Here is a 14,187-nt window from a genome sequence, read left to right as displayed (position 1 = left end):
TAGGCATGTCTAGAGCTCCGCGGGTGATTCAGCTCGGTGCTTACGCGACCGAAGGACTTGGCGCGGGCAGCCTGCCCGATATCGGGCAGGCTGGCGGCGCAGAATCCATCGACGAGGTCATGGACCATCTTTCGGGAACACATATGTGCTTTGTCACGGCAGGCATGGGCGGCGGAACCGGAACGGGCGCGGCACCGGTGATAGCAAGGGCCGCGCGCGCAGCCGGCATATTGACGGTGGCGGTTGTCACCAAACCGTTCGCCTTCGAAGGCACCCGGCGTATGAGAATGGCCGAGCAAGGTGTCGAACTGCTGCGCGAATGTGCCGACACCGTCATCGTTATCCCGAACCAGAATCTGTTCAGGATAGCGAATGCCAATACCACATTCGCCGATGCTTTCGCGGTCGCCGACCGGGTGCTCTATTCAGGGGTCAGTTGCATAACCAATCTGATCGTCAAGGAGGGCCTCATCAATCTCGATTTCGCCGACGTCAAAACAGTGATGCGAGACATGGGCCGAGCCATGATGGGGACCGGCGAGGGTACCGGTGAAGGCCGGGCGAGGAAGGCAGCCGAGGCGGCCATCGCCAACCCGCTGCTGGACGAGACCAGCATGCATGGGGCAAAGGGTGTCCTTGTTTCCATATCCGGCGGCATGGACATGACGCTGTTCGAGGTGGATGAGGCCGCTACGCGCGTTCGCGAGGAGGTCGGTGACGACGCGGACATCATTGTCGGCGCCATTTTCGACAATCAACTCGAAGGGAGATTCAAGGTATCCGTCGTTGCAGCCGGCCTCGAAGCACCCCGGATGGACGGCCAGCCAGTCGTTACCGCGCAAGATCCTTCCGCACAGGATCAAGTGCAGACCATTCACTGAGAGATACCGAGCCGATTTGCGAAAGCACCGATAGGCGTTGGTCCGGTATCGCCAAGCCGAGGAAAAAAATCAGCCATCCGTTGCGGCTGTCGAGCATTCGTAGAGCGTTGCTCCGGTCTTCGCGTCGACACCTATCAGGCTGACATCGTAACCCCAGAGATGGCGAACGTGTCGGAGCGTGGCGTCGCGGGTGCTTTCATCCAGGAGTATGCCATTTTTCACATTGTGCTGCAGCCGCAGATGACGATCACCCAGGAGGTCGACATCCACGACCTGGATATTGGGCTGATTGGCACTCACATCATAGCTGCGGGCGAGCGCGGCCCGGACATTTTCGTAGCCGCGTTCATTGTGGATCGAGGCGACCTCCAGATAGCTGTTGCTGGCTTTGTCGGCCAGAAGGAACAGGCGGAATTTGCGCATAAGTGCGGGGCTAAGGTATTGTAATATAAAAGATTCGTCCCGGTGATTGGCCCAGGCGTCAAGGAGCGTGTCGCGCCAGTCGCCATTGCCTGCTATGTCAGGGAACCAGTCGCGATCCTCAGCGGTAGGTTCCGTGCAGATGCGCTGGATGTCCTGCATCAGAGCAAAGCCCAGCGCGTAGGGATTGAGGCCCGGATAGCGCGGATCGTCGAAGGCGGGCTGAAAGACGACGTTGGAATGGCTTTGCAGAATCTCCAGCATTGCGCCTTCACTTATCCGTCCCTGATCGAACAGCTTGTTCATGATCGTGTAGTGAACGAAGGTCGCGCAGCCCTCGTTCATCACCTTCGTTTGCCGCTGGGGATAGAAATATTGAGCGACGACCCGCACGATCCTGAGAAGCTCCCGCTGCCATGGCTCCAGGACTATTGAGGTCTTCTCCAGAAAATAGAGCAGGTTCTCCTCCGGCAGGTTGAGTTTCCTGCGCCGTTCTGAAGCCTCGTCTGCCGCGTCGGCCCCGCCTTCCCCGCCGGACTTTGGAAGCGTTCGCCATAGATCACTATAGGTCTGTTCCTCATACTCCAGCCTTTCTCGGGCCCGCTCGCGCTCCTTTTCCGACGAAAGGCGAGGCGGGCGGCGGTACCGAAAGACACCCTGTTCCATGAGCGCGTGAGCGGAATCGAGTATGGCTTCGACCGCAGGCAAGCCGTAACGCTCCTCGCATCTGGCGACATATTTCTTGGCGAAATCCATATAGCTCAGGATTGCGCCGGCATCGGTCCATTGGCGAAAGAGATAGTTGTTCTTGAAAAAGTGATTGTGTCCGAAAGCCGCGTGGGCAGTCACCAGGGCCTGAATGGCCATGGTGTTCTCTTCCATCAGATAGGTGATGCAGGGATTGGAGTTGATGACCAGTTCATAGGCAAGGCCACGATGCCCCTTGCGATACAAATGTTCCTCGAAAACGAAGCGCTTGCCGAAGGACCAGTGCTGGTACATCAGCGGCATGCCTATGGAGGAATAAGCGTCGAGCATCTGCTCGGAGGAGATGATCTCGAGCTGGTTCGGATAAGTATCCAGATGCAGGTCTTCGACGGCGATCTCCTCGATCGCATCATAGGCGCGGGAAATCTTGTCGAAATTCCAGTCGGAACTTTCGAAAAGCAGTTTTGAAGCGCTCTTTGCCATTGCCAGCGTTCACCTGCTCATCTGCATGGTCGGTTGCCTGGCGAAGAGTTTCCGAAACACAGGATAAATGTCGGACGGCCGCGCGATCCGGGTCATCTGGAAATTGGGCCATTTATCCTCGACCGTACGATAGGCGCGCCAAAGAGAAGTTCCGTTGTCGGTCGCTCCGAAAATCTCGGTTTCACGCTCATCAATGATTTCGACATAGGCGTAATACTGGCAAAGCTGCATCAGCTCGCCATGGAGCAATGATGCACAACGTTCCGAATCGCCGGCGATATTGTCGCCATCGGAGGCCTGTGCGGCGTAGATGTTCCATTCCTGTGAAGGATAGCGCGCCTGTATGATCCGGCGCATCTCTTCGAGCGCGGTGGAGACGACCGTTCCGCCGCTTTGGGTCGAATAGAAGAAGGTTTCCTCATCCACCTCCCCCGCCTCATGGGTGTGGCGAATGAAAACGATGTCTATCCGCTCGTAGCGCCGCTTGAGAAACAGATGCAGCAGGACGAAGAAACGCTTGGCGAGATCCTTTTCCCGCTCTCCCATGGAGCTGGACACGTCCATGAGGCAAAACATCACTGCATTGGCGTTCGGTAATGGCTGCGGCTCAAAACGGTTGAAGCGGATATCTACCGGATCGACATAGGCAATCCGCCTGCGCCGACGCTCCAGGGCATCCAATTCCTGGCGCAACGCTTCGAGGCGATCGCGCACCGCATCCTGATTGGGCGCTGCTTCCAGAGCCGCAATCTCGTGGGTCAAGGCTTCCATCTCGGCCGTCTTGGGGCGCCGCAGCGCAATACGTCGCCCATAGCTATTGCGCATGGTTCGCCCGACATTGATGTTGGTCGGCGAGCCGGTCGTCGCAAAGCCAGCCCGACGGGGCTTGAACGTCACGGCCTCCTTCAGGCTCAGCTTCACCATGTCAGGCAACTCAAGATCCTCGAAGAACAGGTCGAGCACCTCTTCCCTTGAAAGAACGAACTGGAAATCGTCATCACTGCCGCCGGTTCCGGCACCCCCTTCATTGGCGCTTCCCCCTGAGCCCGGTTTGGGGATGCGGTCGCCCGGCGAAAATTCCCTGTTGCCGGGCAGAACATGCTCCCTTTGGCCAGTGCCGCGGGAATGCTGGAAACTCGGTTCGCTGGTATCCTGATCGGGCATGGGAACGCTGTGCTGCGCGTCCAGGTCTGCTATCCTGCCGGATTTGACTCGCTCCTTGATGACCTGCTTGAGCTCCTCCTTTGCCCGTTTCAGGAAGCGCCGCCTGTTGCCAAGGCTCTTGTCCTTGGGATTAAGGCGCCGGTCGATGAAATTCGGCATCAGCCAATATCCGCGTCACTGGGTCCTGACCCTTAGCCCGCTTTATTCACCCGCATGTACCAGTCGACCAGTCGCCGCACTTGCCGCGGAGTGTATCCCCGCTCCACCATGCGCTGGACGAACTCGGCATGCTGTTTCTCAGTTTGTGAATCCTTCTTCGACCCGAAGCTGATCACCGGCAGCAGGTCCTCGACCTGGCCGAACATCCGCTTTTCGATGACTTCACGCAGTTTCTCGTAGCTCGTCCAGGACGGATTACGACCGTGGTTTCTTGCGCGAGCGCGAAGCGTGAACTTGACCACTTCGTTGCGGAAGTCTTTCGGATTGGCGATGCCGGCCGGCTTCTCGATCTGTGAAAGCTCACTATCAAGGATTTCGCGATTGAGAATCTGTCCGGTATCAGGATCCTTGAAATCCTGGTCTTCCAGCCAGGCATCGGCATAGGCGATATAGCGGTCGAAGAGGTTCTGACCGTATTCGCTGTAGGATTCCAGATAGGCTTTCTGGATCTCGTGACCGATGAACTCCGCATAGCGCGTTGCCAGTTCCGATTTGATGAAATCGAGATAGGACGCTTCCACTTCTTTGGGAAACTGCTCGCGCTTGATCGCCTGCTCAAGGATATACATGAGGTGGACAGGATCGGCGGCAACTTCCTTCGTGTCGTAGTTGAAGGTCTCCGACAGCACCTTGAAGGCGAACCGCGTGCTGACGCCGGTCATGCCTTCATCGACACCGGCCGCGTCCCGATATTCCTGAACGGACTTCGCCTTGGGATCGATATCCTTGAGGTTCTCGCCGTCATAGACCCGCATCTTCGTGTAGAGGGGCGAATTTTCGTGCTCGGCAAGCCGGGTCGAAACGGTGAAGCGGCTGAGGATCTCAAGCACTTCCGGAGCACAGGGATTGTCCGCCAGCTCGCTTTCCCGCAGAAGCTTCTCGTAGATCTGCTTCTCTTCGGTGACCCGCAGGCAGTAAGGCACCTTCACCACGAGAATGCGATCCAGGAAAGCCTCATTGTTCTTATTGTTCTTGAATTGCAGCCACTCCGATTCGTTCGAGTGGGCAACCACGATACCCTGATAGGGGAAGGCGCCGAAGTTCTCAGTGCCGTTATAGTTGCCTTCCTGGGTTGCCGTCAGGAGCGGGTGGAGCACCTTGATAGGTGCCTTGAACATCTCGACGAATTCCAGGAGCCCCTGTGTCGTGCGGTTCAACCCACCGCTATAGGAATATGCGTCGGGATCGGCCTGGCTATAGTTTTCGAGCTGTCTTATGTCGACCTTCCCGACCAGTGACGAAACATCCTGGTTGTTTTCGTCGCCCGGTTCCGTCTTGGCGATGCCGATCTGGCGTAGCCGCGACGGCGTAAGCTTCACGACGCTGAACTTTGAGATGTCGCCATTGATCTCATCAAGGCGTTTGGCTGCCCATGGCGAGATCAGACCGGTCAGTCGCCGACGCGCTATTCCGTATTTCTCCTCCAGGAGATCGCCCATGCGCTCGGGATGAAACAGACCGAGAGGAGATTCGAATACAGGGCTGATCTTGCCGCCGACACTCAAGGTATAGATGGGGCGTTGCTCCATCAGCTTCTTGAGCCGCTCGGCAAGCGAGGACTTGCCGCCGCCCACCGGGCCGAGAAGGTAGAGGATCTGCTTGCGTTCCTCGAGACCCTGAGCGGCATAGCGGAAATAACCCACGATCCGTTCGATCGTATCTTCCATGCCGTAGAAATCGGCGAAAGACGGGTAGATCTTGATGGTCCGGTTGGCAAAGATCCGGCCCAGACGCTCATCTGCGCTGGTATCGACGAGGGTCGGCTCTCCGATCGCATCCACCATCCGCTCGGCGGCGGTGGCATACATGCTCTTGTCGTCGCGGCATGCGAGGAGATACTCTTGGAGACTCATCTCCTCTTGCGCTGCACTGGTGTAAATCTCTGAAAAGAGATCAAAGACGTCGGATTCGCTCCTATGCATCACGCTCTCTCGTGACAGGCCGATTTGATTGCAAGGAGGCCGTTGCCTGTCGAATGTTGCCTACGCGTTCAACCGATTCCTCTCCCCAAAGTTCCTTCACGTAAACGTGCGGCCCACGGCCACCTCAAAGCCATTGTAACAGATTCGTTTTAAACTGCTCAGACAAGGACAAGCTCTAAGTCGATCAAATTTTGCTGCGATGCACAAGTTCTGCCTTGAAATCGCTACAGATCGCCTTCAGCCTGTGGATTGTCTTTCTAGGAACAGAGACAGTTTCGTTTCTCGCCTCGCAAAATCAGGGTGTGACGCCGTTTTGCTCTCGCATGCAAATGATCAGGATGCAGTCTGCGTAATCGTGGCCGCCAAGGATGCGGAGACAACGATCTCTCGCGCCGTCAGATCGGCTTTGCGCGAGCCTCAGGTCGCGGAAGTGCTGGTCATAGACGATGCTTCGAACGATGGGACCGCCGAGGCGGCCCGCTCGGCCGACGACGGGAGTGATCGTCTCCGTGTATTTTCCTTCGAGGGTAACAGAGGGCCTGCTGCTGCCCGCAACTATGCAATAGAGAATTCCAGTGCCCCCTTGCTTGCCATTCTCGATGCGGACGATTTTTTCCTGTCCGGACGCTTCGAGCGTCTTCTGGAAGGCGACGACTGGGATTTTGTGGCGGACAATATTCTGTTCATCGACGAGGCCAAGGCCGATCTCTCCGAGCCTGCGGCTCCTTGCTACGAGGCCGAGCCGAGGACCCTGGACACCGTTGAATTCATCGAGGGCAATATCGCGAAGCGAGGCGTGCGCAGGGGCGAGATCGGATTTCTCAAGCCGGTGATGCGCCGGTCTTTTCTCGACACCCACGGTCTTCGCTACCGGGAGGCACTGCGCCTTGGGGAGGACTATGACCTTTATACGCGGGCATTGCTGAAAGGTGCGCGATACAAGCTCATCCATTCCTGCGGTTATGGGGCAGTCGTGCGGGCGGATTCACTGAGCGGAAGTCATAGGACCATCGACTTAAAAAACTTGTATGAAGCCGATGTGGAAATGCTCGCGACAGCGGGTCTTTCGTCGCCTATAGCGGCCGCTCTTCGCCGTCACATGCGCGACACGAAAGCACGTTACGAGCTGAGACACTTCTTGGACAAGAAGGCGAGCCAGGGGCTTTTCGCGGCAACAATAGGCGCTTTGCGCGCGCCTTCTTCGCTGCCGGCGATCGCTGGTGGAATCGCGACCGACAAACTCGATGGTCTTGTTCGTCGCCGGGAAGCTGATTCTTCGCAGGCAGGGCGTTGCCTGCTTCCCGGACGTCTGATCGTTCAGGAGTAATGCGCGGAAGCGCATAAAGTGCATATTGGGGTGGGTGGGCTCAGTCGGCCGGCTATCAGCGGGCCAATATTCGAGGAGCTGCCATGTCCATCCAACTGCCCCAACATATTGCCAGTGGACATTCGAGCCGACGTGCCGATCTTGTGCGCCTTGGGGCCCAATGGATTCGATTGGCCATCGAGCCGGGATGGCAACCCGATCCTATCTTCGTGCTGGGCACCGGCCGTTCCGGAACCCATTGGGTAGCCTGGATCCTCGAACCTCATTCGGAGTTGGAAACGCTCATCGAAAAGCCGCCCATTTTCAATTGGGTCACGGAAATGGCGATCGATCCGACTGCGGAAGACAGATTGTTCAAATCGCTCCTGCGCCGCTACAGGCTGGAAGCCGCCAGCGCGCGCCCAAAGCGGCTCCTGGACAAGAGTCATCCCAATATCTGGCTGGCTGAGCAACTGGCGGAGGCATTTCCGCGCGCGCAATTCCTTGGAGTGTTGCGCGACGTCTTCGGTACGGTTGCTAGCAGCCTCCGGCACAAAGGAGTGCGCTACTGGGTGGAAAACTGGGAAGCTTTCCCGATACCAAACCGTTTTCTCGGCATCACCGAGGAAAATCGGGATGCATATGCCAACATGTCGCTGGCGGCACGTTGCGCGGTACGTTGGCGGACGCATCTATACAGGCTCGATGAACTCGAGACCGTATTAGGTGAGCGGATGCTGCGCATACGCTATCACGAGCTGCACAGGAATACCGGTCAGGAGCTTTCCCGTTTGCAGAACTTCCTCGGGGTCGAGAAACCGATCCCCTTTCCACGCATCAAGGAAGGCTCACTGGACCGGTGGAAATCGGAACTGTCGGAGCAGCATATCGCCGACATTCGCGCAGTGGTCGGGGAAGACGCCAATCGAAGCTGACAGCTCAGCTCTCAAAATTTGTTGCCGACATCCGAAATGATTGATCCGGCGCAGGATTTGAACCACCAGCTGCGTCACATTTAGACCGAAAAGGAGGTCACTTGTGCGCCCACTCCAGACGAAGGCGGCCAGGGTATTGGGAGGGGCGGCCGAGCAGAAAAGGCGATCCATGCTTGTTCCATTCGAGGCTGTTTCACGAGATAGCAGAATCCTGCTTAGTGCGCTCGGCGCATTGGCGATCGGCATACTTCCGGCCACCGCTCAGGAAGGCGCCGGCTCCTTCGTCGAGGAGTTCGACAGACTCGATGCGAAGCGCTGGTACATATCGGACGGCTGGGCCAACGGCGAGCATCAGAACTGCGTCTGGTCCAAGGGCATGGTGTCGATCTCCGACGGTGTATTGAAGCTCGGCATCGCCAAGCAGCAGGCTAAGGATAGGGAATATGTCTGCGGCGAGATCCAGACACACAAAAAATTTGGTCACGGCACCTACGAAGCCAGGATAAAGGCTGCCGCAGGTTCGGGTCTCAATACGGGCTTCTTCACCTATATCGGGCCGACGCACAAGCAGCCGCATGACGAGATCGATTTCGAAATCCTCGGCAAGGATCCGTCAAAGGTACAGCTCAATCAGTATGTGAACGGCAAGGGCGGCAATGAGAAACTCGTTCCCGTGCCCGGCGGCGCTGATGCTGATTTCAACGATTATGCCTTTGTTTGGGAAAAGGACCGCATCCGCTGGTTCATCAATGGTGAACTCGTACACACGGCCGATGATCCGGCCCGGCTGCCCAGTCATGCCGCCAAGATCTACTTCAGTCTGTGGGGCAGCGACAACCTGAAGTCTTGGCTAGGCAGCTTTGCCGAACTGAGCGAACCCAAGACAGCCGAGGTCGACAGAATTGCTTTCACGGCGCTCGGCGACGAATGCCAGTTCCCGGAATCGGTCGCCTGTTCTCTGGACTAACGCGACGGAGTCTTGGATGCTTCACTGCAGCAGAAATTGTTGCGCTGCAACAATCGGTGTATTAGCTTGCCTTATGGGGGGCAAATCACGGCGGATTTGCCCATGCTGAACGTGCTTTATCTGGTGCACGATCTGGCCGACCCGGCGACCCGCCGGCGGGTGATGATGCTGCGGGCGGGCGGGGCCGAGATCGCGCTGGCAGGGTTCCGACGGACCGAGCAACCGATACTCGAGATTGACGGCATAAGGCCGGTCGATCTTGGGATGACCAGGGATGGCAAGTTCGCCCAACGGCTCATGGCTGTTGCCAGGGCTTCGGTCAGGCTCGGCGCAGCCTTTCATGCTCTCGATAGGCCTGATGTCATCATCGCGCGCAATCTGGAGATGCTGGCGCTGGCTCATCGTGCCAATGCGGTTTTCGGAGCCGACATTCCGATCGTCTATGAGTGCCTGGACATTCATCGTCTGCTTCTGAAGAAGGATTTTATCGGGAGTGCGATGCGCGCGGCCGAGCGCTGGCTTGGCCGTGACGCGGCTTTGCTGATCACCAGTTCGCCGGCATTCCTGCGGGAATATTTTGTCCCTCACGGACAGATCAAGGTGCCGACCCTTCTCCTGCAGAACAAGGTTCTCGAGCTCGCCGATTCCCGCGCATCGATTACGCCTGCGCCGGTTCCGGCTTCCGGACAGCCTTGGAAGATCGGCTGGTTCGGGGCGTTAAGGTGCCGTCGCTCACTCGAATTGCTTTCTGCCTTGACCAAAAGGATGAATGGCCGGTTCGAGGTCGTTCTCCGGGGCCGGCCCGCCCGGTCCGAATTCGCCGATTTCGACGCCGCGGTGGCGGAAGAGCCCTTTATCCGCTTCGAGGGGCCATATCGCAATCCCGATGATCTCGCGGCCATTTATGGAGAGGTGCATTTTACCTGGGCGATGGATTTCTTCGAGGAAGGGTTGAATTCTGATTGGCTGCTGCCGAATCGTCTCTATGAAGGCTGTCGCCATGGCGTCGTCCCGATAGCGATGCGAAGAACGGAAACCGGGCGGTTCCTTCTTGAGCACGGCGTCGGCCTGCTGCTGGAGCAAGTTACGGCGGAAGCTGTCGAAGCTCTGCTGTCCGATATCGATCCTGAAACCTATGCCGCCGAGCGAAGACGCGTCACGTCCAAGCCCAGTGAAACCTGGGTCTGCGACCGAGAGGATTGCCGCGCACTGGTTGCGAGACTGTCGGGATTGTCCCGCCCGGCCATGGCGGCACGAACCGTGGAGTCGATGGCATGAAGGCAAGACTTCGCTGCATGGTGGTCATCCCCTGTCTCAATGAAGCCGATCACGTTGCTGCCCTGCATGACAGGCTCCGCGCTTCAGCGGACCGGCTCGACATGAAGATCGTCTTCGTCGATGGCGGCAGCACAGACGGGACGCTCTCCATTCTTGCCGAAATCGCCATGACCGATCCTCGGGTGACGATTCTGCCAAATCCGCGAAGGATACAGAGCGCGGCGGTCAATCGCGCGGTTGAAGAATTCGGCGACGGTTTCGATTGCTTCGTCCGCATCGATGCTCACGGGGAATATCCCGCTGATTATTGCGACCGTCTGGTCGAGGAGGCCGAGATGACGGGCGCCGATTCGGTGACTGTCTCCATGGTCACCAGGGGTGCCGGGCTGTTTCAGAAGGCTGCGGCACTGGCGCAGAATTCCAAGCTGGGCAATGGAGGTTCGAAGCACCGCACGGGCGCGAAAGGGCATTGGACGGATCACGGACATCACGCGCTGATGCGCATCGCGCCCTTCCGTGCTGTTGGCGGCTATGACGAGTCTTTCACCCATAATGAGGACGCGGAACTTGATTTCCGCCTGCGGGCCGCTGGATATCGGATCTGGATGACCGACAGGACCACGATGGTCTATTACCCGCGCACCACGCCGGTTGCTCTTTTCCGCCAATATCTGGGTTATGGCCGCGGCCGAGCAGCGAATTTCCTGAAGCATGGCGACCGGCCCAAGCTGCGCCAGGTTCTGCCTGCACTGGTTGTTCCCACTGCGGTAGGCGCTTCGCTTGCTCTCGTCTATTGGTGGGCGGCGGTGCCCTTCGGCCTATGGGCAGCCATCTGCATCGGCTATGGAATTATCATGGGGGTTGGGCGGCGCGATCTTCTCGCGCCGCTCGCAGGATTTGCCGCAATGGTCATGCATTTTGCCTGGTCCACAGGCTTTTGGATACAGATCGTGGAATTCCTTCGCAGGAGGAAGCCATCGCCATGAGCAATATCCACAATGTCGATATTTGTGTCTGCACCTTCCGCAGGCGGGAAATCGAAGACACGCTGCGCTCAGTGGCCGCTTTGCGGCTGCCGGAGGATGTGGCGATCCGCGTGATTGTGGTCGACAATGACGTCATGCCGAGCGCGCGCGGCCGAGTTGAGCAGATCACGCGGGATTTTCCGCATCCGATCACTTATGTCCACGCGCCGGCCCGCAATATATCCATTGCGCGCAATGCATGCCTTGAAAACTGCACGGGGGACTATGCCGCTTTTGTCGATGATGACGAGATCGTGTCGCCGGACTGGCTGAAAGAGCTGCTCGCCGTTGCCGAAAGGGAAGGCGCTGATGTCGTGCTCGGGCCAGTCCATGCTGTCTATGGCGAGGATGCGCCGGCATGGATGCGCAAGGCCGATATCCATTCGACTTTTCCGGTCTGGGTAAGGGGTGTGATCCGGACCGGCTATACCTGCAATGTTCTTCTCGACCGGCGCTCCCCCAGGCTATCCCGCCGGCGCTTCGATCTGGCGTTTGGTCGATCTGGCGGAGAAGATACGGATTTCTTCACCAGGCTGTTTCAGGCAGGCGGCCGTATCGCATATGCGCCGGATGCCAAGGTGCATGAGTTGGTTCCACGGCAAAGGGCAAGCTTCGCCTGGCTGGCGAAACGCCGGTTCCGGATGGGCCAGACCCACGGCCGTCTGCTGGCGGAAAAAGCCCGGGGCGCGCGCCAGTTCCGCGAAATAGCTCTGGCCGGCGCCAAGGCCAGCTATTGTTTCGGCTTTGCGATGATTGCCGGCCTGCTGCCGGCGCACCGCAATGCCTCTGTTTTGCGCGGAATCATGCATGCCGGCGTCATTGTCGGCCTCATGGGCGTGCGCGAGATCAGCCAATATGGCGTGGCTGCAGGCGGGGAGCGTGGCAATGAAGCCTGACGTCAGCATTGTCATCGCAGCCTTCAATGCCGAGGACACGATCGCCAGCGCGATTACAAGCGTTCTGGATCAGCATGGCGTCAGTTTTGAAGTCCTTGTCGTGGACGATGCCTCAAAGGACCAGACCGCGGAAATCGCCCGTTCCTTCCAGTCTGATAGCGTGAAGGTGATTCCTCTCACAGAGAATCTCGGGCCGGGAGGTGCACGCAATTGCGGGTTGGCCAAAGCCTCGGGACGGTGGGTGGCTGTGCTGGATGCTGACGATACCATGCGGCCCGATCGGCTCGCCCGTATGATCGATCGCGCGGAAGCCGCAAAGGCTCAGATCGTGGTAGACAATCTGATGGTGGTGCGAGAGACGGTTGGCAGCAGTCGGGAGATGTTCCCGCAATCGCTTCTGGCTGGCTATCCTGAGATGCGGCTGGCCGATTTCATCCGATCCAACCTGCTTTTCAAGTCGACTTTCAATTTCGGCTATATGAAGCCGGTCTTCGACCGCGCCTTTCTCAAGCGTCACGGACTTCAATACGATACGACGCTGCGCATCGGGGAAGACTATCTCTTTCTCGCATCGGCGCTTGCCGCCGGTGCGCGATGCGCGGTCGATCCCTCTGCCGGCTATGTCTATCACATCCGCCAAGGCTCCATCTCCCGCGTCCTTGAGCAGGGACATGTCGAGGCGATGCGGGCGGCAGATACGGCATTCGAGGCGGCCTATGACTTCACGTCCGAGGAGCGCCGGGCACTGATCGAACGGCGCCGCAGCCTCGATGAAGCGGCCAGTTTTCTTTCCATCGTGGAGCATCTGAAGGGCCGGAGATTTCTGAAGGCCCTCGCTGCCGCCTGCAGGGAGCCGGCTGCCTTGCGGCACATGAAAATGCCGATCGGCGCGCGTCTGCGCCGTTTTGCAGGACCTTTGATCGCCCTGAAGGCCAACTGAGGCGCGCGCGTTTCGATCCAACCGGGCGGGTGCAACACTTCAACGAGAGGACTGACATGAAGCCAGTGAAGAAAGCGGTGATTCCGGTGGCCGGTCTCGGCACGCGTTTCCTGCCTGCCACGAAAGCGATGCCTAAGGAGATGCTGACGATCGTCGATCGGCCTGTTGTGCAGTATGCGGTGGATGAGGCGCTGGAAGCCGGTATCGAACACATCGTCTTCGTAACCGGCCGCAACAAGAGTGCCATCGAGGATTATTTCGATATACAGCCGGAACTCGTCGAGACACTCAAGGCGAGCAACAAGACCAAACAGATAGAGGAGTTGGAGCGGCTGCAGCTTCGCCCCGGGGCTGTGAGCTTCACGCGCCAGCAACTGCCCAACGGTCTGGGGCACGCGGTATGGTGCGCTCGCGACATCGTGGGCGACGAGCCGTTCGCCATTCTGCTTCCCGACATGGTCTCCTTCGGCCGGCGCGGCTGCCTAGCCGGCGCCGTGGAGCTCTATGAAAAGACTGGCGGCAATGTGGTAACGGTGGAAGAATGCGATCCGACCGAGACCGACAAATACGGCATCGTCGGCAAGGGTGAAAAGGTCGGAAACGGCTTCGTCATCACCGATATGGTGGAGAAGCCGAAACCGGCCGTTGCGCCATCCAACTATTACATAAATGGGCGCTACATTCTCCAGCCGGAGATATTCGAGCTTCTCGGTACCCAGCAGCGCGGCGCCGGCAATGAAATCCAGCTGACCGACGCCATGAAACGCCTCTCGGACACCCAGGCCTTCCACGCGGCGCCCTTCGATGGCCAGATGTTCGACTGTGGCGCCAAGGACGGGTTCATCAAGGCGAACGTCGCCTTTGCCCTTGCGCGCAGCGACATTCGCGATCTTGTGCTCGGTCCCATCGAGGCGATGGTGTCGGGACAACAGAAACGGAGTGATGCGGCATAAGGTATAATTTCCCTATCCGGACCGGGAAGCCGGTTCCGCTGACCATATCTAAAGGGCCGGTCTGAAGCGGACCTGCTTGGCGGCAGACAG

Annotated in this window: 12 protein-coding genes; 9 read left to right on the top strand and 3 right to left on the bottom strand. The window is 58.3% G+C overall.

Features of this window, described 5'->3' with window-relative positions:
* On the top strand, positions 1-881 hold an 881-nt coding region (ftsZ, locus tag L598_RS14750), incomplete at its 5' end, for a cell division protein FtsZ (RefSeq protein WP_144863694.1).
* A 69-nt stretch (positions 882-950) separates the two neighbouring features.
* Here the strand turns inward: ftsZ and L598_RS14745 are convergent.
* Genes L598_RS14745 through L598_RS14735 form a run of 3 tightly spaced genes read right to left on the bottom strand, consistent with a single transcriptional unit; the run spans position 951 to position 5,797 of the window.
* Positions 951-2,492 (bottom strand): SpoVR family protein, encoded by a 1,542-nt coding sequence (locus L598_RS14745; RefSeq protein WP_144863692.1) that lies wholly within the window; start codon positions 2,490-2,492, stop codon positions 951-953.
* Positions 2,493-2,501: 9 nt separating this feature from the next.
* A complete protein-coding gene (locus L598_RS14740) occupies positions 2,502-3,815 on the bottom strand; it encodes a YeaH/YhbH family protein (protein ID WP_144863690.1) in 1,314 nt (437 codons plus the stop codon).
* Positions 3,816-3,847: 32 nt separating this feature from the next.
* The gene (locus L598_RS14735) at positions 3,848-5,797 is read right to left on the bottom strand and encodes a PrkA family serine protein kinase (protein ID WP_144863688.1); all 1,950 of its coding nucleotides are present in this window, start codon (positions 5,795-5,797) and stop codon (positions 3,848-3,850) included.
* Positions 5,798-6,152: 355 nt separating this feature from the next.
* Between L598_RS14735 and L598_RS14730 the strand changes: the two genes are divergently transcribed.
* The 8 genes from L598_RS14730 (at position 6,153) to galU (ending at position 14,097) form a co-directional block, all read left to right on the top strand.
* On the top strand, positions 6,153-7,124 hold the full coding sequence (locus L598_RS14730; protein WP_348642763.1) for a glycosyltransferase family 2 protein: 972 nt from the start codon (positions 6,153-6,155) through the stop codon (positions 7,122-7,124).
* Between the two features lie 170 nt (positions 7,125-7,294).
* Positions 7,295-8,038, top strand: a complete 744-nt coding sequence (locus tag L598_RS14725; protein ID WP_186445055.1) for a sulfotransferase — start codon at positions 7,295-7,297, stop codon at positions 8,036-8,038.
* 169 nt (positions 8,039-8,207) lie between these two features.
* A complete protein-coding gene (locus L598_RS14720; protein WP_144863682.1) occupies positions 8,208-9,005 on the top strand; it encodes a glycoside hydrolase family 16 protein in 798 nt (265 codons plus the stop codon).
* A gap of 102 nt (positions 9,006-9,107) precedes the next feature.
* On the top strand, positions 9,108-10,283 hold the full coding sequence (locus L598_RS21475; protein ID WP_186445054.1) for a glycosyltransferase: 1,176 nt from the start codon (positions 9,108-9,110) through the stop codon (positions 10,281-10,283).
* On the top strand, positions 10,280-11,269 hold the full coding sequence (locus tag L598_RS21470; RefSeq protein WP_186445053.1) for a glycosyltransferase family 2 protein: 990 nt from the start codon (positions 10,280-10,282) through the stop codon (positions 11,267-11,269). The genes L598_RS21475 and L598_RS21470 overlap by 4 nt, the downstream gene beginning before the upstream one ends.
* Positions 11,266-12,204 (top strand): glycosyltransferase family 2 protein, encoded by a 939-nt coding sequence (locus L598_RS14710; protein ID WP_144863680.1) that lies wholly within the window; start codon positions 11,266-11,268, stop codon positions 12,202-12,204. The genes L598_RS21470 and L598_RS14710 overlap by 4 nt, the downstream gene beginning before the upstream one ends.
* The gene (locus L598_RS14705; RefSeq protein ID WP_144863678.1) at positions 12,194-13,144 is read left to right on the top strand and encodes a glycosyltransferase family 2 protein; all 951 of its coding nucleotides are present in this window, start codon (positions 12,194-12,196) and stop codon (positions 13,142-13,144) included. The genes L598_RS14710 and L598_RS14705 overlap by 11 nt, the downstream gene beginning before the upstream one ends.
* 56 nt (positions 13,145-13,200) lie before the next feature.
* Complete coding sequence (gene galU / locus L598_RS14700; protein ID WP_144863676.1) at positions 13,201-14,097, top strand: UTP--glucose-1-phosphate uridylyltransferase GalU; 897 nt, start codon at positions 13,201-13,203, stop codon at positions 14,095-14,097.
* Positions 14,098-14,187: the final 90 nt, after the last annotated feature.

This window comes from Mesorhizobium sp. J18 (assembly GCF_007829525.1).
Taxonomy (GTDB): Bacteria; Pseudomonadota; Alphaproteobacteria; order Rhizobiales; family Rhizobiaceae; genus VLJP01.
This window is presented reverse-complemented; position numbering and strand designations above follow the sequence as displayed.